The sequence below is a fragment of the Kitasatospora sp. NPDC086801 genome, from assembly GCF_044745805.1.
Taxonomy (GTDB): domain Bacteria; phylum Actinomycetota; class Actinomycetes; order Streptomycetales; family Streptomycetaceae; genus Kitasatospora.
The window spans coordinates 39,938-58,049 of the sequence record NZ_JBIVAX010000023.1 but is presented as its reverse complement, the minus strand read 5'-3'; the positions used below and the strand labels follow the sequence as shown (position 1 = coordinate 58,049).

At 74.5% G+C, this 18,112-nt stretch carries 14 protein-coding genes; 3 read left to right on the top strand and 11 right to left on the bottom strand.

Going from position 1 to position 18,112, the window contains the following annotated elements; translation table 11 throughout:
* Position 1 precedes the first annotated feature (1 nt).
* Genes ACIPLC_RS23000 through ACIPLC_RS22985 form a run of 4 tightly spaced genes read right to left on the bottom strand, consistent with a single transcriptional unit; the run spans position 2 to position 5,632 of the window.
* On the bottom strand, positions 2–1,825 hold the full coding sequence (locus ACIPLC_RS23000) for an IucA/IucC family protein (RefSeq protein ID WP_400474867.1): 1,824 nt from the start codon (positions 1,823–1,825) through the stop codon (positions 2–4).
* Positions 1,803–3,260 carry a lysine N(6)-hydroxylase/L-ornithine N(5)-oxygenase family protein gene (locus ACIPLC_RS22995; RefSeq protein ID WP_400474866.1) on the bottom strand — a complete coding sequence of 486 codons (1,458 nt, stop codon included), beginning with the start codon at positions 3,258–3,260 and terminating at the stop codon, positions 1,803–1,805. Before ACIPLC_RS22995 ends, ACIPLC_RS23000 begins: the two co-directional genes overlap by 23 nt.
* A 9-nt stretch (positions 3,261–3,269) precedes the next feature.
* Positions 3,270–3,839, bottom strand: coding sequence for a GNAT family N-acetyltransferase (locus ACIPLC_RS22990; protein ID WP_400474865.1), 570 nt, complete (start codon positions 3,837–3,839; stop codon positions 3,270–3,272).
* A complete protein-coding gene (locus ACIPLC_RS22985; protein ID WP_400474864.1) occupies positions 3,836–5,632 on the bottom strand; it encodes an IucA/IucC family protein in 1,797 nt (598 codons plus the stop codon). The genes ACIPLC_RS22990 and ACIPLC_RS22985 overlap by 4 nt, the downstream gene beginning before the upstream one ends.
* A gap of 338 nt (positions 5,633–5,970) precedes the next feature.
* Between ACIPLC_RS22985 and ACIPLC_RS22980 the strand changes: the two genes are divergently transcribed.
* On the top strand, positions 5,971–7,158 hold the full coding sequence (locus ACIPLC_RS22980; protein ID WP_400474863.1) for a trypsin-like serine peptidase: 1,188 nt from the start codon (positions 5,971–5,973) through the stop codon (positions 7,156–7,158).
* Between the two features lie 48 nt (positions 7,159–7,206).
* Positions 7,207–8,331 carry a trypsin-like serine peptidase gene (locus tag ACIPLC_RS22975; protein ID WP_400474862.1) on the top strand — a complete coding sequence of 375 codons (1,125 nt, stop codon included), beginning with the start codon at positions 7,207–7,209 and terminating at the stop codon, positions 8,329–8,331.
* 97 nt (positions 8,332–8,428) lie between these two features.
* Here ACIPLC_RS22975 and hflX read toward each other — a convergent pair whose 3' ends face one another.
* From hflX to miaA, 5 genes are all read right to left on the bottom strand, one after another.
* Positions 8,429–9,931: a GTPase HflX gene (hflX, locus tag ACIPLC_RS22970; protein ID WP_400474861.1), complete on the bottom strand. Its 1,503-nt coding sequence runs from the start codon at positions 9,929–9,931 to the stop codon at positions 8,429–8,431.
* A 105-nt stretch (positions 9,932–10,036) separates the two neighbouring features.
* Positions 10,037–12,376, bottom strand: a complete 2,340-nt coding sequence (locus ACIPLC_RS22965) for a RelA/SpoT family protein (protein WP_400474860.1) — start codon at positions 12,374–12,376, stop codon at positions 10,037–10,039.
* 168 nt (positions 12,377–12,544) lie between these two features.
* Positions 12,545–13,465 carry a diaminopimelate epimerase gene (dapF, locus tag ACIPLC_RS22960; RefSeq protein WP_400474859.1) on the bottom strand — a complete coding sequence of 307 codons (921 nt, stop codon included), beginning with the start codon at positions 13,463–13,465 and terminating at the stop codon, positions 12,545–12,547.
* Positions 13,466–13,561: 96 nt separating this feature from the next.
* Entirely contained in the window at positions 13,562–14,062 is a 501-nt protein-coding gene (locus tag ACIPLC_RS22955; RefSeq protein ID WP_400474858.1) for a hypothetical protein, read from the bottom strand.
* Between the two features lie 226 nt (positions 14,063–14,288).
* Positions 14,289–15,254: a tRNA (adenosine(37)-N6)-dimethylallyltransferase MiaA gene (gene miaA / locus ACIPLC_RS22950; protein ID WP_400474857.1), complete on the bottom strand. Its 966-nt coding sequence runs from the start codon at positions 15,252–15,254 to the stop codon at positions 14,289–14,291.
* A 169-nt stretch (positions 15,255–15,423) separates the two neighbouring features.
* On the opposite strand from miaA, the gene ACIPLC_RS22945 reads away from it, so the two are divergent.
* Positions 15,424–15,687, top strand: coding sequence for an antitoxin (locus ACIPLC_RS22945; RefSeq protein ID WP_400474856.1), 264 nt, complete (start codon positions 15,424–15,426; stop codon positions 15,685–15,687).
* 15 nt (positions 15,688–15,702) lie between these two features.
* Here the strand turns inward: ACIPLC_RS22945 and ACIPLC_RS22940 are convergent, their stop codons facing one another.
* Complete coding sequence (locus ACIPLC_RS22940) at positions 15,703–16,401, bottom strand: hypothetical protein (protein ID WP_400474855.1); 699 nt, start codon at positions 16,399–16,401, stop codon at positions 15,703–15,705.
* A gap of 143 nt (positions 16,402–16,544) precedes the next feature.
* Entirely contained in the window at positions 16,545–18,047 is a 1,503-nt protein-coding gene (miaB, locus tag ACIPLC_RS22935) for a tRNA (N6-isopentenyl adenosine(37)-C2)-methylthiotransferase MiaB (RefSeq protein WP_363584577.1), read from the bottom strand.
* Positions 18,048–18,112 lie beyond the last annotated feature (65 nt).

The following is an 18,112-nucleotide window of genomic DNA, read 5'->3' as shown; positions in this document are numbered from 1 at the left end:
CCTACGGGGCGGGGGTGACAATCCGGCTCCGTCGCCCGGGAAGATCCGCCTCCAGGGTCACCAGGGCGTTGGGGACGGTGCCGTACCGGGCGGCGTGCGGGCGGTGCGGACGGTCCTGGTAGCCGTCGAGCAGCAGCCGGTTGCGGTTGAGGCAGAGCCGGTCGATCCGGGGCCGGAACAGGTCGAACAGCTCGAAGCGCTCGCGCAGGCCGGGGAAGCGGTCCTGGTAGCGGTGGATCTCGGCCCGCAGCAGGGCCCAGAACTCGGTCTCGGGCAGCCCGGTCTGCGCCTCCAGCAGCGGGGCGAGGTAGCGGAGGACACCGATGAACAGCCCGGAGTGGAGGAACTGGCAGAGCCCCTGCGGGCCGTCCCGCAGCAGCACGTCGTCGACCTCGGCGGGCAGGTCGCGCAGTTCGGGCAGGTCCTGGTCGCTGAGGTTGACGTCGTCGACGAAGTCCTTGACCGCGAGCCGGGTCGGCGCGTCGTGCTCGTCGAAGACGACGATGGCGTTCTCGCCGTGCGGGGAGAAGACCAGCCCGTACCGGTAGAGGAAGTGCAGCAGCGGCGGCAGCACCGCGCCGAACAGGCGGCCGGTCCAGGCGGCGGGGGTGAACCCGGAGCGGGCGATCAGTTCGGCGGCGAGCGCCCGGCCGTCGGAGCCGGTCTGCAGCAGGGCGGCCAGGGTGCGGGCGCGTTCGCCGCCGGCCAGGAAGGGGCCGAGCGGTTCGCGCCAGATCGCGCCGAGGAGTTCCTTGTACTGGTAGGGCGCCTCGGGCAGCTCGCGGTAGAGCGGGTGGTCGACGGTGACGGAGGCGATCTCGCCGAGCAGGATCACCCGGCACTCGTCGCGCAGGTACGGGTCGGCGTCGCGCAGGCCGTGGATCCAGGCGGTGACGGCGGGCGCGGCGAGGGTGCGTTCGGTGGGCAGGCCGCGCCAGACCAGGGTGTTGAGGACGGACAGCGGCAGTTTGACGGTGCAGCGCTCGGGGTGGGCGGTGTTGAAGAAGGAGCGGATGGACTGCTGGGGCAGTCGTAGGTCGCCGTCGGAGGGCAGCGGGACGATCTCGCCGGAGGCGATCCAGGGCGCGAACAGCGGGACGATCGTCTCGTCCCACTGCCAGGGGTGGACGGGCAGCAGCAGGTAGTCGTCGGCGGCCGGGCCGAGGGCGGCGCGCAGCGCGTCCGGGTCGTCGAGTTCGCGGGCGTACAGCTGCTCGGGCCGCTCCAGGCCGGGCACGCCGCGGTACTCGGCGAGCCGGCGGTGGACGGCGATCCAGGGCAGCGGGCGCGGGGTGCGGGCCTCCGGGGCCCAGCGGGCGGCGTCGGTGGCGGAGAAGCCGATCCGGCCCTTGTTGGGGACGATCCAGGGGTGGCCGTCCTGGCGGCCCTCCAGGGCGGGGTGGTCGAGGTCGGCGAGTTCGGCGGCGGTGAGCGCGGTGGCGAGCTGGCGCGCGTCGGCGGTCAGGGTGGCGGTGAGTTCGCGGATCAGGTGGCCGGTGGTCTCGCCGCGCAGGCCGAGGGCGTGCCGGGCGTGCGGGAGGAAGCGCAGCGGGTCGAGGCCGTCGGGGTCGGAGCAGCGGACCGAGTCCGGGTCGACCCGCCAGCTACCGTACGCGCCGCGGCGGGCGGTGAAGCGGTACTCGGCCTCGGGCAGCCAGAGCAGGTACTCGCCGTCGGTGGCGGCGGGCACGGGGGTGAGCAGTTCCTCGTAGGCGAACTCGCCGAGCATCTTGGCCAGCAGGGTGCGCCCGGCCCGCCGCCAGTGCCCGGCGGTCAGGTGCGGGGGCAGGTACAGCGGCGGTTCAGCGGCCGACGGTTGCGGCACGGGTCAGCTCCTGGGGACGGGGGACGGCGGGGGTGCTCTCGGCAGGGGTGCTCTCAGCGGCGGCGGCGCCCACGGCGGCGACCGCGCCCGCGGGGACGGCGGCGGTCCCGGGCGGCGCGAAGCCGGTCCAGGCGGTGCGGGCGGGCAGCCGGTGGACGGTCCGACCGGTGACGGCGTTGAGGATGACGGCGGCCCGGTGGGCGCCGAGGCCCAGATCGGGGGTGCCGACGCCGTGGGTGTGCAGTTCGGCGTTCTGGACGTAGAGGCCGCCGGTGAGTTCGGGCCGGGTGGCGACCCGGTGGTCGAGGTCGACCCGGTAGCGGCCGTCCCGGTCCCAGTCGATCAGCCGGGCGAGCGGTTCGAGCGCGGCCGGGCGGGCGGCCCGGTAGCCGGTGGCGAGCACCACGGCGTCGGTGCGCAGGACGTGTTCGGCGCCGGAGTCGCCGTGCCGGCAGTGCAGTTCGAGGCCGCCGCAGGGGCCGGGGCGGGCTTCGGTGACGGCGGTGCCGGGGGTGATCTCGACCGGGGCGGTGTCGATCGGGCGGCCGATGGTGCGTTCGTAGAGGTGGTCGTGGATCTCGGCGAGGGTTTCGGCGCTGGCGGCCTTGTGTAGCTGCCACTGGGCGGTGACCAGGGCGTTCCGGACGGGTTCGGGCAGGCTGTGGAAGTAGCGGGTGTAGTCGGGGGTGAAGTGCTCCAGGCCGAGCTTGGAGTACTCCATCGGCGCGAGCGCCCTGGTCCGGGTGAGCCAGCGCAGCCGGACGCCGTCGCCGTCGTGGCGCCGGAGCAGGTCGAGGAAGACCTCGGCGCCGGACTGTCCGCTGCCGACCACGGTGATGTCCCGGGCGCCGGCGAGGTCGCCGCGGCGGTCCAGGTAGTCGGCGGAGTGGAAGGCGCGCGGGTGGCCGTCGAGGGCGGTGAAGGCCGCGGGCAGGACGGGCCGGGTGCCGACGCCGAGGGCGAGGTTGCGGGCGTGCACCTCGGTGCGCCGCCCGGTCGCGGTGTCGGTCAGCTCGACCCGGAACAGGCCTCCTCCTCCGGCAGCGGTCCAGTGCAGGGCGGTGACCTCGGTGCCGAAGCGGCAGTTGCCGAGCCGTTCGGCGGCCCACCGGCAGTAGTGGTCGTACTCGCGGCGGGGCAGTTGGAAGCGCTCGGCGAAGTAGAACGGGAAGAGCCGGTCCTGGTCGCGCAGGTAGTTGAGGAAGGACCACGGGTTGGTCGGGTCGACGAGGGAGACCAGGTCGGCGAGGAACGGCACCTGCATCCGGGCCCCGTCCACCAGCATGCCGGGGTGCCAGCGGAACTCCGGGCGCTGGTCGCAGAAGAGCGTGCGCAGGCCGGGGACGGGCGCGGCGAGCGCGGCGAGCGAGAGGTTGAAGGGGCCGATGCCGACGCCGAGCAGGTCGTACGGCGGCTGGGGTGCTGGGGTGTCCACGGGGGTGTCCTAGGCGGGGAGGGGGGCGCGGGCGCGGACCATCAGGGCGGCGCGCTTGTCGGGCAGGTCGAGTTCGGTGTCCAGCCGGAATCCGGCCCGTTCGAAGGCCCGGACGGAGCGCCGGTTGCGGACGTCCGGTTCGGCGACGACCCGTTCGCAGCGGGGCCGTTGCCGCAGGATCCGCTCGGCGAGGGCGGCCAGCAGCACGGCGCCGAGCCCCCGGCCGCGGCTCTCGGCGGGGCCGAGCAGGAGGTGGAGGCCGGTGTCGTGCGGCCGGGCCGGGTAGTGCCGGGCGAGCGGGTCGAGGTCGGCTCGGTAGACCTCCCAGTAGCTCGTCGGGACGCCGTCGAGCAGACCGAGGCAGGGCACGCTGCGGCCGTCGCCGTCGAGTTGGGCCCGGAGGTGGCGTTCGGTGGCGTCGGGCGGCCCGGCGAGCTGCCAGAACGCGGCGATCTCGGGGTCGTTCATCCACCCGGCGATCAGGTCCAGGTCGGCGGGCAGCCGGACCGGGCTGAGTCGGAACTCGCCGGCCGGGGTGGGGATCACGCCCCAGTCCGGCGGGTCGTCGAGCGGGCTCATGCGCCCGCCAGCGGGTTGGGGATGTCCACGTAGACGGACTGGGTGGCGACCGGGCCGACCAGTTCGTCCAGACCGTTGATCCGGGTGAGCAGGTTGGCCTTGCAGGGCAGGGTGGGCGCGTCGAGCAGCAGCGCGGGCAGCGCCGAGCCGGTGGCGCCGGCCCGCGGGCCGGCCAGGAAGCGGCGCAGCCCGGCCAGCAGCACGGTCTCGTCGGCGAGCCCCTGGCTGCCGAGGGCGCCGATCAGGCCGAGGACGTGGTTGATGCCGAGGTAGTAGGCGAAGTGGTGGTCGATCACCTCGTCCGGCAGGAAGGTGTCGCTGTGCTCGCCGAGTCCGGGCAGCCGCGCGGTGAGCCGGTCGGCGGCGCTCTCCCGGTAGTAGTAGCCCTGGTTGTCGCGGTAGCGGCCGCCGTTGGGCCAGCCGTCGGCGTCGAGCAGGACGAGGCTGTTCTGCTGGTGCGCCTCCAGGGCGATGCCGGCCGTGCCGTCCAGCCAGAGGACGGGCAGCACGACGGTGTCCAGGTAGCGCAGGAACCATTCGGCGGCGACGGTCCGCAGCGGGCGGCCGCAGCGGGCGGCGAGCGCCCGCAGGACGTCGCCGAGCCGGGACGGCACGGTGTCGCCGGTGCCGAGCGGCTGTTCGGCGACCAGCCCGGCGACGCACAGCGCGCGGTCGGCGGGGGCGAAGGGCTGGGCCCGCAGCACGGTGTCCAGGCCGCCCGGGTCGCCGAGGGCGGGGTGGTCGACGCCGATCCAGGCCGGGTCGCGGACGATGTCGAAGCCGGGGTGGGCGGAGCGCCACTCGGCGGCCAGGCCGCTCTCCAGCAGCCGGTGCACCTCCAGGCCGCGGTGGAGTTCCTTGCGCAGGTTCTCCCGGCGGGAGTTGGTGATCCGCAGGCCGAGCGAGAGCTTGAGCATCCAGGGGGTGCCGGGGCGGTAGACGGTGCGCACCGAGGAGGTGGGGTGCCAGGGTTCGCCGGCCGGGCCGAGGTCGTGCAGCAGCCCGTCGGCGAGCAGGGCAGCGACGGCCGGGCGGTGGGCGAGTTCGCGGGCCTGCCAGGGGTGCAGCGGCAGGGCGGCGGTGCCGGGCGGCAGGGCGGCGCGGTCGCCGAGCAGGTCCGCGGTGATCCGGTCGGCGCTCTCGGTGAGGGCGGAGCCGGCGGCGAGCAGGTCGCGGTGCACCGCGTACCAGTGGAGTTGGAAGGAACCGTGCAGTTCGGGCGAGTAGGCGGCGCTCTGGGCCGGGCCGAGGCCGTCGCGGCTCTTCGGGGTGGGGTGCAGCGGGTGGCCGAGCAGCAGGGACTGTTCGGCGGCGAGGAAGTGCGAGCGTTCCGGGCCGCCGGCGGGGGCGGCGGTGCGGCGGTGGGCGAGGATGTCGGCGGTGCGGACGACCGAGTCGGCGACCCGGGCGGCGAGGTCGGCGACCTGCCCGGGGTCGGGGCGGTCGGCGGCCGCGGCGGCGAGCAGCGCCGCGGTGGTGACGGCGTCCACGGGGGCGTCGGCGGTGCCCTCCCCGGCGGAGAGGACGGCGGGGCCGAACCGGTGCCAGCCGCCGGGCGACCAGTAGCGGACGGGGGCGGAGAGCCGGGCGGCGCCGCCGAGGACGGCGATCCGCAGCCGGCCGTCGGGGCCGGGCCGGGCGCCGGTCTCGCGCGTCCAGCAGCGCAGCAGGGCTTCCAGTGCGGCCTGTTCGGCGGCGACGGCGGGGTCCGGGTGCAGCAGCGGGTCGGGCTCGGCCGGCCGGTCCGCGGGCAGCAGCGGGTCGGGCGGGGCTCCGGTCAGGGCGGTGCTCAAGGCTGCTCCTTGGGGCGCGTGGGGGTGCGGACGCGCGCGGGTGGTGGAGGGGATCGGCGGGCGCTCGCACCGTCGCGTCAGGTAAGGGTTACCTATCCCTGACGGGTGATCACAAGGTCGACTCACTCGTCCGGGTGAAGATCGGGCATTGTCCGCCGCCGGGGCGCGGCGCCCTGCTGGGCCGCCGGGCCGGCCGCGGCCACGTCACGGATCGGTGACCTCCGGTCAGGGCCGCAACCCGGGGGGCGGCCGCCGCCGTCCTGGTGACCGGTGGAAGACTCCACAGCGGCGAGTCGCCGCACGACAGCCCGATCGCGAACACAGGGGGAAGCGCACACATGCCATTGATCCACCGGTCAGCCATGGCCGTCGCCCTCGTCACGGGGACGCTGCTCGCGGCGAGCGCCTGCGGGCCGGACGGTCCGGCGGGCGACGGGGGCGGCAGTGCCGCGCCGCCACCCGCGTCCACGAGCGCGACCAGCGCCGCCGCCCCCGGGGGCAGCGGTGTGATCGGCGGGATCACCCTCCCGTCGGGCATCCCGACCGGCCTGCTGGAGGGCCTGCCGAAGAGCTGGGACGACCTGAAGAAGTGGAAGTTCGAGGACTGGGACTCGTGGGCGTCCAAGCACGTCTTCAACAACCCGGTGGTGAAGGACTTCTGGAACCCGGACAAGATGGGCGACTCCAAGCCCGCCGATCCGGCCCCGCCCACCGCCAAGCCGGCCGCCGACAACGGCGTGACCGACCCGGACCCGCCGGTGGTCAAGGCCGTACCGGTGCCCCGCCCGTACACCAAGCAGCCGTCCGGGAAGGTGTTCTTCAGCGCCCAGGGCGGCCGGGGCAACTGCTCGGCGACGGTGATCACCGACCCGCAGCACCCGGGCAGGAGCAACCTGGTCTGGACGGCCGGCCACTGCGTGCACGCGGGCAAGGGCGGCGACTTCTTCAAGGACCTGGTCTTCGTGCCCGCCTACAACAACTCGGGCGCCTCCAGCGGCGGCAAGAAGGCCCCGCTGTCCGAACTGGCCCCGCTGGGCACCTGGTGGGCCGACCTGGTCACCACCTCGCCGCAGTGGATGGTCGAGGGCGGCGGCACCGGTGACGCCGCGAACCAGTACGACTTCGCCGTCATGCGGGTGCACAACCAGAACGACACCGGCAAGTCGCTGGAGGAGACGGTCGGTTCGGCCGTCCCGGTCTGGTTCGACGCCCCGCGCGACAAGGTGTCGGTCTCGGCGGTCGGCTACCCGCTCTACAAGCCGTTCGACGGCCAGGAGCTGTACAAGTGCGACGGCGGCAAGCCGACCCGGCTGTCGTTCGACCCGAAGCGCCCGTCGATGCTCACCGTCGGCTGCAACATGACCCAGGGCGCCAGCGGCGGTGGCTGGTTCGCCACCATGCCGGACGGGAGGACCGCCCTGGTCAGCAACACGTCCATCGGCACCGAGGACCACACCTCGCTGAGCGGCCCGTACCTGGAGGCGGTCGCCAAGCAGGCGCTGGACTGGATCTCCAAGAAGCCCTAGGCCCTAGCCGTACGGGCGGCGGAGGCCGCCCCCGGGGGACGATGCAGCATGCCGAAGCACACCGGCCGCGGACCGCGGCGCCGATCCGGACCGACCGGCGCCGCGGTGCTCGCCGTGCTCGCGCTCGCCGGGACCGCCTGCGGGCCGGACGACTCCGGCGCCAGGGCGGCCGCACCACCGCCCGCCCTCCCCACGTCGGCCCCCACCAGCCTGGGCGACCTGACGGGCTGGAAGGTGGAGGACTGGGCCCGGTTCGTCTCCGGCAGCGGCTTCGCCAACGAGGTGGCCCCGGGCTTCTGGTCGACCGCCCGGATGGCCGCCGCCAAGGGCCGGCCCACCCCGGAGTACCCGCTCACCGCCGCACCGGACGGCGGCCGGCCGGACGCCCCGCCGGCGGCCGTCGCGGCCACGCCGCAGCCGCACCCGTACGGCCCGGCCACCGCCGTGGTCGGCCGGCTCTTCGTCACCACGCCCCAGGGCGACGCGTCCTGCTCCGCCACGGTGGTCTCCGACCCGGCCAGCCCGGGCCGCAGCAACCTCGTCTACACCGCCGCGCACTGCCTGCACGACGGCAAGGGCGGCGGCTGGCTGCGGAACATCGCCTTCGTGCCCGGCTTCAACCGGGACGGCCAGGCGACCCGCGGCAAGCCGCTCACCGAGCAGCAGGCCGCCCCGTACGGCCGGTGGACGGCGGTGCGCGCGCTGGTGTCGCCGACCTGGCTCGGGGAGGGCGGCGTCGGCGCCCACCACCAGTACGACTACGGGATCATCCGGGTGCGCGGCGAGGGCGGCTCCGGCACGTCGCTGGAGGAGGCGGTCGGCGGCTCGGTCCCGGTCTGGTTCAACGCCCCGCGCGAGCAGATCGGCTCGGCCGCCTCCTACGGCTACCCGGCCGATCGGCCGATCGACGGCCTGGAGCTCTCCCGCTGCGAGTCCCCGGTGCCGCCGGCCAGGCTCTCCCCCGACCGGAGCCGCCCGCCGATGTACGTGACCGGCTGCACCGTGGCCGGCGGCTCCAGCGGCGGCGGCTGGTTCATCACCAAGGACGGCAAGCCCAATCTGATCAGCGTCACCGCGATCGGCGGCCGCAGCCCGTCCGGGTACCTGGCCGGCCCCTCGCTCCAGGACCAGGCGAAGCAGGCCTTCGACTACTTCGCCAAGAACGTGAAGTAGCCGGGCCCCCGGACGGGCGCGCGGACGGACACCCGAACGGGCGCGCGAAGGGCCCCCGGACGCAACCCGTCCGGGGGCCCTTCGTCGGCTCGGCGCCTCAGCCCTGCAGCGCCACCGCGTAGCGCTCCAGCTCGGCGGCCAGCTCGGCCGGCACCTTGGCGTGCAGCAGCGTGCCCTCACCGGTGTGCTCGGTGGCGAGCAGCTCGCCCTCGGCGTGCACCCGGGAGACCAGCCCGCCCTGGGTGTAGGGCACCAGGGCCCGCACCTCGATCGCCGGGCGCGGCAGCTCGTCGTCGATGAGCTTCAGCAGCTCCTCGATGCCCAGGCCGCTGCGGGCCGACACCACGATGGCGTGCGGCTCGCGGCGCAGCAGGCGCTGCAGCACGTGCGGGTCGGCGGCGTCCGCCTTGTTGATCACCACGATCTCCGGCACGTTCTGCGCGTCGACCGAGACGATGACCTCGCGGACGGCGGCCAGCTGCGTCTCCGGCTCGGGGTGCGAGCCGTCGACCACGTGCAGGATGAGGTCCGCGTCGGCGACCTCCTCCATGGTCGAGCGGAAGGCCTCGACCAGGTGGTGCGGCAGGTGCCGGACGAAGCCGACGGTGTCGGCCAGGGTGTAGAGCCGCCCGCTCGGGGTCTGGGCCCGGCGCACGGTCGGGTCCAGGGTGGCGAACAGGGAGTTCTCCACCAGGACGCCGGCCCCGGTGAGCCGGTTGAGCAGGGAGGACTTGCCGGCGTTGGTGTACCCGGCGATGGCCACCGACGGCACCTGGTGGCGCTTGCGCTCCTGGCGCTTGGTGTCGCGGCCCTTCTTCATCTCGGCGATCTCGCGGCGGAGCTTCGCCATCTTCTCGCGGATCCGGCGCCGGTCGGTCTCGATCTTGGTCTCACCGGGACCACGGGTGGCCATGCCGCCGCCGGACGAGCCGGCGCCGCCACCACCCATCTGCCGGGAGAGCGACTGACCCCAGCCTCGCAGGCGCGGCAGCATGTACTGCATCTGCGCGAGCGAGACCTGCGCCTTGCCCTCCCGGGACTTGGCGTGCTGGGCGAAGATGTCCAGGATCAGGGCCGTCCGGTCGACGACCTTGACCTTGACCACGTCCTCCAGGTGGATCAGCTGGCCGGGGGTGAGCTCACCGTCGCAGACCACGGTGTCGGCGCCGGTGGCCGCGACGATGTCGCGCAGTTCCTTCGCCTTGCCGGAGCCGATGTAGGTGGCCGCGTCGGGCTTGTCACGGCGCTGGATCACGCCGTCCAGCACCTGGGAGCCGGCCGTCTCGGCGAGGGCGGCGAGCTCGGCCATCGAGTTCTCCGCCTCCTCCAGGGTGCCGTCGGTCCAGACGCCGACGAGCACCACGCGCTCCAGGCGGAGCTGGCGGTACTCGACCTCGGTGACGTCTTCGAGTTCGGTGGAGAGGCCGGCGACGCGGCGCAGGGCGGCACGCTCGCTGCGGTCGTACTGGTCGCCGTCGTAGTGGTGGCCGCGGTCCTCGTCGATGGCCGCGAGGTCCTCGTCCATGAGGGCTTCCGCCCGCAGACCGTCGAGGCGGCGCGGGGCGTCGGCGTGGTCGCGGGTGTCGGACGTGGAGGTCATTCTGTCCTTTGGTCGCTGGTGCGGATGGCCTGTGGGGAACCGCCCTGTGCGGTCCCACCCGGAGTCTGCCCAGCTGCCGCCCCGGTTACCGCCGGGCGAGGTGAGCTACCCCTCAGGTCCTCGGGTGCCACCGGGGCTCCTGTGCCCTGTGAACGCCGTGGACCGGCCGTGAATTCCCCATGATGCTCCCACGCCCGGCCCGGACCGGTCATCCCCATTTCCCTCGGGGTGGCGGGCCCCGCCGGTGTCCGGGGCCTGCGGACGGCTGACGTCGTACACCCCGGAGACCTTGAGGATCGCCCGCATCAGCGCGGGCAGCGCGGCCGGCTCGGGCAGCTCGACGGTGTAGGTGTGCCGGACCCGCAGTTCCTGCGGCGGTTCGACCTCGGCCGAAACGATGCCGACGCCCTCGGCGGAGATGGCCGCCGTGAGGTCGGCGAGCAGCCGGGGCCGGTTGAGCGCCTCGGCCCGCAGGGTGACCCGGTGGCCGGCCGCCGGGGTGCCCTCCGGCTGCCAGTGGACCTCCAGCTCGGCGCGCCCGGCCGCGCGCATCCGCTGCCCGGCCGGGCAGCCGGTGCGGTGCACGGCGACGGCGCCGCCGCGGATCGGGTAGCCGACCACCTCGTCCGGCGGGACGGGCGTGCAGCAGCGGGCCAGCCGGACCGGCGCCCCGGGCCGGCCGGCCACCGCGACCGGGGCCGGGCGGCGCTCGGTGGTGCGGTGCGCGGGCGGGGCGGGCTGGCCGCTGGAGGGGCCGGTGCGGACCGCCGGGAGCCGGGCCGGGTGGTCGGCGAGCCAGCGTTCGATGGCCAGCCGGGCGGCCTGGGTCCGGGCGTGCGCGAGCCACTCGGGCGCGGGCCCGGAGGGTTCGGCGGGGCGCGGCCCGTCCTCGGTGAGCACCGTCCCGGTGGGCACGGTCTCGGTGAGCACGGCGAGCAGGTCGCCGTCCTGCAGGACGGTGGAGAGCGCGGTGAGCCGGCCGTTGACCCGGGCGCCGATACATCGGTGGCCGGTCTCCTCGCCGAGCAGGTAGGCGGCGTCCACGCAGGTGGCGCCAGCCCTCAGCTGAAGCGTTTCGCCGCTCTCCGTCACGACGGTGATCTCACGGTCGCCGGCCAGGTCGGCGGTGAGCGCGGACCAGAAGGCGTCCGGGTCGGGCGTCTCCTGCTGCCACTCCAGCAGCCGGCTGAGCCAGCCTGGCCGGGCCGGGTCGGTGCGGTCGAGTTCGTCGGCGTCCTGGACGGCGCCGACCGGCTCCGGGTCGCCGAGCGCGACCACCCCGGTCTCGGCGACCTCGTGCATCCGCCGGGTGCGCACCAGCACCTCGACGACCGTGCCGCCGCTCAGCGCCACGGCGGTGTGCAGCGACTGGTAGAGGTTGAACTTGGGGGCGGCGACGAAGTCCTTGAACTCGCCGGGCAGCGGCGTCCAGCAGGTGTGCAGTTCGCCGAGCACGGCGTAGCAGTCGGCGTTCTCCTCGACCACCACCAGCAGCCGCCCGAAGTCGGCGGGCTGCGGCCCCTGCGGCCGCCCGTCCGGGCCGGGCGCGGCGGCCCGCTTGAGCAGCACCCGGTGCAGCGACACGCAGTGCCGGGGCCGGACGGTGACGTCGGCGGACACCCCGGTCTCGGCGAGCTGGCGGGCCAGCAGCCGGGCGAAGGGGGCCAGCAGGGCGTCCGGCTCGCCCTCGTGACCGGTCATCAGGGCCCGGGTGCGGGCGTACTCCTCGGGGTGCAGGGTGGCGAAGACGATGTCCTCCAGCTCCGCCTTGAGCACCTGGATGCCGAGCCGTTCGGCCAGCGGGATCAGCACGTCCCGGGTGACCTTGGCGATCCGCACCTGGCTGGCCGGCTTCATGTGCCGGATGGTGCGCATGTTGTGCAGCCGGTCGGCGAGCTTGATCACCATCACCCGGACGTCGTCGCCGGTGGCGACCAGCATCTTGCGGAAGGTCTCGGCCTCGGCGGCGGCGCCGAAGTCGACCTTCTCCAGTTTCGTCACCCCGTCGACCAGGTAGGCGACTTCGGGCCCGAATCCGGCGCCGACCTGATCCAGCGTCAACTCGGTGTCCTCGACGGTGTCGTGGAGCAGCGAGGCGACCAGGGTGGTGGTCCCGGCGCCGAGTTGGGCCAGGATCATGGTGACGGCCAGCGGGTGGGTGATGTACGGCTCGCCGCTCTTGCGCTTCTGGCCGCGGTGGCTGGCCTCGGCGAGCCGGTAGGCCCGGGCGAGCAGGCCGAGGTCGGCCTGCGGATGGTGCTCGCGATGGACCCTGACGAGCGGTTCGAGGGCGTCCGGGACGAGCGGCCGGCCGGTGGCCAGCAGGGCGGCCCTCCCGGCCCGGCCGAGCGCGGCCCGGCCGAGCTCCCCCAGGGGCCGCCTGGTCCCGGCTTGCCGTGCGGACGTCGGCTGCCCCGTCAGGGGCTGCCCGGCTTCGATGGTCATCGGCGCACCTCCGGCAGCGATCACCGGCCGCCACCCCGCCGAGGGGCGCCTTCCCGGTGGTCCATGCTACCGAGCAGAGCACGTTCCGCGAGGCCTTGCTTCCCGTCCGCGACACGCATCACTCGAACGGGCGGATTCACCGCCGTACGAAATGGGCAAACCGGGCCGTCAGCCGTCCGAGCCGCGCTCCAACTCGGCCCACCAGCGGGCGTCGATCTCACCGGCGGCCACGATGACCGCCGGTCCGGTCTTCTCGATCCGGCCGTCCGGGTGCTCGGTGATGACCAGTCGGCCGCCCGGCACGTCCACGGTGTAGGTGGCCGGCTCGCCGGTGACCGCGGGGTCGGCGCCGTCCCGGCGGATCGCGGCGACCGCGACGGCACAGGTGCCGGTCCCGCAGGAGCGGGTCTCGCCGGAGCCGCGCTCGTACACCCGCATGGCGACGTGCCGCGGCCCGCGGTCCACCACGAACTCGACGTTCACGCCCTCCGGGTAGGCCCCTTCGGGGCTGGTGAGCGGCGCGGACAGCAGGTCCCCGGCGTGGTCCAGGCTGTCCACGAAGGCGACCGCGTGCGGGTTGCCCATGTTGACGTTCAGCGCGGGCCAGCGCCGCGCGCCGACCGCGACCTCGACGCCGTCCGGTCCGGGCAGCCGGGCGCGGCCCATGTCGACGGTGACCTCGCCGGGCGTCCCGTCCCCGGCGTCCTCGGCGACCCGCACCGTCCGCACCCCGGCGCGGGTGGCGACCGCGAACTCGCCGGGCTCGGCCAGGCCCGCCTCGACCAGGTAGCGGGCGAAGACCCGCACGCCGTTGCCGCACATCTCGGCGATGCTGCCGTCGGAGTTGCGGTAGTCCATGAACCACTCGGCCCGGTCGGCCTGGCCCGCGGCGGCCGGGTCGGCGGCGGAGCGCACCACGCGCAGCAGCCCGTCCCCGCCGATGCCGGCCCGCCGGTCGCACAGCGCGGCGACGGCCGCGGGGCCGATCTCCAGCGTGCCGTCCGGGTCCGGGACGATGACGAAGTCGTTCTGGGTGCCGTGCCCCTTGAAGAAGGGGACACCGACCGGCTGCGGGGAGGATGCGCTCACCCTCCCGATGGTACTGAACGGGCGCACCGGCCACCGGGGCGGTCCGACCGGTGGATCGGCCCGGGCAGGCCGTGGTCGGCGCCGGCAGCCGGTGGATCAGCGCAGGTAGGCGACCCGCCAGACGGCCAGCGCACAGGCCACCAGCGCGATCAGGGTGTAGAGCGCGATCGCCTTCCAGCCGGCCCGCTGCCCGGAGCCGCGGCGCGGCAGGCCGGGCCACTTGTACCCGGCGTGCCGGGCGGCCATCGCGCCCCAGCCGACCGAGGCGGCGGTGAGCAGCAGCCCGAGCATGCCGACCATGGTGGCGCGCGCGCCGGCCGAGCCGAAGGCGAGCGGGAAGGCGAACATCAGCGATCCGAGGGTGCCCAGCAGGGCGATCGGCAGGGTCTGCCACCAGCGGAGCCGACGCAGCGGTCGGATCTCCCGCTCGTGCACCGCGCCCGCCGGGGTGCGGGTGTCCAGGGCCGGCAGTGCGACCGCGTAGGAGGTGGGCACCTCCAGGCCGGTCAGCACGGGCAGGTCGCCCATCGTCGACTCGTCGGCCGGTGCGGTGACACTCCCGCTCTGACCTGATTCGGGGCCGGTACCCGTCGACACGCGGCCTCCCCTGACAGTTCGACACGAGCGGACTCGCGGCCGGGCACGGTCGGCCCGCGCGGCCGACCCCTACGCCTTCGATGATGGCATGTCCAGAGAGGCGTTCCGGGCCTGACCGGCGTCGACGGGTGATCCGTGGCCATCACGTGATCGGGCCGTGACCGTCGGTTCGCCCTGCACGGCCACCTGCGCGCGCAGGTGCACCGCCGGATTGGCCGGAACGCGTCTACCCGGCCGGACGTTCCTGACGGTCGATCAGCTCCAGGGAGCGTTCCAGCAGCTCGACGGGGTCGGTCCCGGCCGGCCGGGACAGCCAGTGGATCCGGCCGTCGCGGCGGAACCAGGACTCCTGGCGGCGGGCGAAGCGCTTGGTGGCCCGGACGGTCTCGGCCCGCGCCTCGTCCTCGGTGCACTCGCCGGCGAAGTGGTCCAGCACCTGCTGGTAGCCGAGTGCCCGGGAGGCCGTCCGCCCCTCCCGCAGGCCGACCCGCTCCAGCGCGCGCACCTCGTCCAGCAGTCCGGCCCGCCACATCAGGTCGACCCGCAGCGTGATCCGCTCGTCCAGTTCGGGGCGCGGCACCGCGACCCCGATCTGCACCGCGTCGTAGACGGCGGTGTTGCCGGGCAGGTTCGCGGTGAACGGCTGCCCGGTGATCTCGATGACCTCCAGCGCACGGACGATCCGCCGCCCGTTGCCCGTCAGGATCGCCTCCGCGGCCGCCGGGTCCAGCTCGGCCAGCCGCCGGTGCAGCGCGTACGGGCCGTCCTGCTCCAGCTCGGCCTCCAGCCGGGCCCGGACCGCCGGGTCGGTGCCGGGGAACTCCATCTCGTCGATCGCCGCCCGGACGTACAGCCCGGAGCCGCCGACCAGGACGGGCGTGCGCCCGGCCGCGAGCAGCCGGTCGATCTCGGCCCGGGCCAGCCGCTGGTACTCGGCGACGCTGGCGGCCTCGGTGACGTCCCAGACGTCCAGCAGGTGGTGCGGCACGCCGCCGCGCTCGGCGGGGGTGAGCTTGGCGGTGCCGATGTCCATGCCCCGGTACAGCTGCATCGAGTCGGTGTTGATCACCTCGCCGCCGAGGCTGCGGGCGATGGCGACGGCCAGATCGGACTTGCCGGCGGCGGTCGCGCCGACGACGCAGACCACTCGGGGCTGGGCGGCGCGGGACTGGACGGTACGGGAGCTGCTCACCGCTCCAGTCTCGCAAAACCGCCGCCGCACCGGTCACCGGGCTGCCCGTCGGCCCCGACTGCGCGACGATATGACTGTCTCCGGCCCTTTCCGCAGTCGAGCCGGTTTGCGAACGGTTCGGCGGTGACGGACGTTGTGCAGGAGACAGGGACGAAAGGGTGAGATCGCCATGGGTCTGATGGACAACCTCAAGGGCAAGGCCGAAGAGCTCAAGGGCAGGGCCAGTGAGCTCGCGGGCAAGCACAGCGAGCAGATCGAGCACGCGGTGGACAAGGCCGGCGGCGCGATCGACAAGGCGACCAAGGGCAAGTACAGCGAGAAGATCGAGCACGGCGCCAGCAAGGCCAAGGGCGCGGTGGGCGACTTCGCCCACAAGCCGAAGCCGGGCGAGGAGGGGCCTGCCGGCGGCAACGGCCAGGCACCGCAGGCCTGACGTCCTCCGCGCCGATCAGCTCCAGGACGCCACCACGTAGCCGACCCCGTACGGGGCGTCCTGGTAGCCGAGCCGCGCGGTGAGGCCGGCGCCCTCCGCGGCGCCGGCCAGCACCTGCCAGGGCGCCCGGCCCTCGGCCTTGAGCTCGGCGGCCAGGGCGGCGTCCAGGGCGGCGAGCGCGGGCAGGTCCGCGGAGCCGAGGGCGGCGGCCAGGGCGGCGTCGAAGCCCTCGGCGCGCTCGTCCAGGTAGCCGGGCGCCTTCACCGAGCGGCAGGCGCTGCCGTCGCCCACCACCAGCAGGCCGACCCGGTCGGCCAGCTGGGCCAGGCCCTGGCCGAGCCCGAGCATCCGGTCAGTGGGCGCGTCGGCGGGCACCGCGCAGGCGTGCGTCGGCACGGTCACCCCGGCGCGCTCCAGCAGCCAGGCGCCGACCGTCAGCGAGGGCGCCAGCTCCGGCCCCCCGACCCGGCCGCCGGGCAGCTTGGCGACCAGCGGCACCCCGTAGCGGTGGAAGGAGCCGGCCCCGCCCTCGGTCCACACCTCGGCCTCCGGCCCGGCACCGACCACCACGACCAGCTGCGGCTCGGCCGCGACCAGCGCCGCCAGGGCCTCGTCACAGGCGGCCCGCAGCGGGTCCAACTCGGCGGCCGCCCCGGCGGCGACCTCGGGGACGAGCAGCGGCGGACAGGGGCACACGGCGGCGGCTACCAGCATGCGGATCACTCTAGGCCCTCGCTCCGCGGCGCACTCGGCCTGACCCGAGGGACCGGCGTGACCCGGGAGAGCGGGCCGGCCCAACGACGACGGCGGCCCGGCGGGACTCGAAGTCCCGCCGGGCCGCCGTTCGGATCAGCGCGTCAGTCGCCGCAGCAGGCCCCGCCCGCCGGGGCGGCCAGCGGCAGCGCGGCCGGGGCGCCGATGCCCGGCAGACCGAGCATCACCCCGGCCGGCTTGGCCGCGGGCTTGGCCTGGCGCTTCTCCCAGGCGTCGCCGGCCCGGGTGCGGCGCACCGCGAGCGACGGGCCCTCGGCGAGCAGGTGGTGCGGGGCGGCGTAGGTGATCTCGACGGTCACCAGGTCGCCCGGGCGCACCGGCTCCGTCGGCCTGGTGAAGTGCACCAGCCGGTTGTCGGGGGCGCGGCCGGAGAGCCGGTCGGTCTTGTCGTCCTTCTTGCCCTCGCCCTCGGCGACCAGGATCTCCAGGGTGCGGCCGACCTGCTTCTTGTTCTCCTCCCAGGAGATCTCCTCCTGGAGGGCGATCAGCCGGTCGTAGCGGGCCTGCACGACGGCCTTCGGCACCTGGTCCGCCATCTCGGCGGCCGGGGTGCCGGGGCGCTTGGAGTACTGGAAGGTGAAGGCGTTGGTGAAGCGGGCCTCGCGGACGGTGTGCATCGTCTGCTCGAAGTCCTCCTCGGTCTCGCCGGGGAAGCCCACGATGATGTCGGTGGAGATGGCCGCGTCCGGCATCGCCTCGCGGACCTTCCGGATGATCCCGAGGAAGCGCTCCTGCCGGTAGGAGCGGCGCATCGCCTTGAGGACAGTGTCCGAGCCGGACTGCAGCGGCATGTGCAGCTGGTGCATCACGTTCGGCGTCTCGGCCATCGCGGCGATCACGTCGTCGGTGAAGTCGCGCGGGTGCGGCGAGGTGAAGCGGATCCGCTCCAGGCCCTCGATCTGGCCTGCGGCGCGCAGCAGCTTGGAGAAGGCCTCGCGGTCGCCCAGGTCGGAGCCGTAGGCGTTGACGTTCTGGCCGAGCAGGGTCACCTCGATGACGCCCTCGTCCACCAGCGCCTCGATCTCGGCGAGGACGTCGCCGGGGCGGCGGTCCTCCTCCTTGCCGCGCAGCGCGGGGACGATGCAGAAGGTGCAGGTGTTGTTGCAGCCGACGGAGATGGCGACCCACGCGGCGTAGGCGGACTCGCGGCGGGTCGGCAGGGTGGAGGGGAAGGTCTCCAGCGACTCCAGGATCTCGACCTGGGCCTTCCGCTCGACCGCGGCCCGCTCCAGCAGCGCCGGCAGGTGGCCGATGTTGTGGGTGCCGAACACCACGTCGACCCAGGGGGCCTTGCGGACGATGGTGTCGCGGTCCTTCTGGGCGAGGCAGCCGCCGACGGCGATCTGCATGCCCTTGTGGCGGCTCTTGACCGGCGCCAGCTGCCCGAGGTTGCCGTACAGCTTGTTGTCGGCGTTCTCCCGCACCGCGCAGGTGTTGAACACGACCAGGTCCGGGTCGCCGTCCTGCCCGGCCTTGACGTAGCCCGCGTCCTCCAGCAGGCCGGACAGCCGCTCGGAGTCGTGGACGTTCATCTGGCAGCCGTACGTGACGACCTTGTAGCTCTTCAATCCGCTCTCACCGCTCACCAGACCAGGGTACGGGCAGCCGCGAAGCGCTTTTCCCCCACCGTTTCCCCTCCCGTTCCGGCGGA

Excerpts from the sequence above, each read along its gene's own strand:
- ACIPLC_RS22990 (WP_400474865.1), bottom strand. The coding sequence starts at position 3,839 with ATGAGCCCGCTCGACGACCCGCCGGACTGGGGCGTGATCCCCACCCCG.
- ACIPLC_RS22980 (WP_400474863.1), top strand. The coding sequence starts at position 5,971 with ATGCCATTGATCCACCGGTCAGCCATGGCCGTCGCCCTCGTCACGGGG.
- ACIPLC_RS22975 (WP_400474862.1), top strand. The coding sequence starts at position 7,207 with ATGCCGAAGCACACCGGCCGCGGACCGCGGCGCCGATCCGGACCGACC.
- hflX (WP_400474861.1), bottom strand. The coding sequence starts at position 9,931 with ATGACCTCCACGTCCGACACCCGCGACCACGCCGACGCCCCGCGCCGC.
- ACIPLC_RS22965 (WP_400474860.1), bottom strand. The coding sequence starts at position 12,376 with ATGACCATCGAAGCCGGGCAGCCCCTGACGGGGCAGCCGACGTCCGCA.
- ACIPLC_RS22945 (WP_400474856.1), top strand. The coding sequence starts at position 15,424 with ATGGGTCTGATGGACAACCTCAAGGGCAAGGCCGAAGAGCTCAAGGGC.
- ACIPLC_RS22940 (WP_400474855.1), bottom strand. The coding sequence starts at position 16,401 with ATGCTGGTAGCCGCCGCCGTGTGCCCCTGTCCGCCGCTGCTCGTCCCC.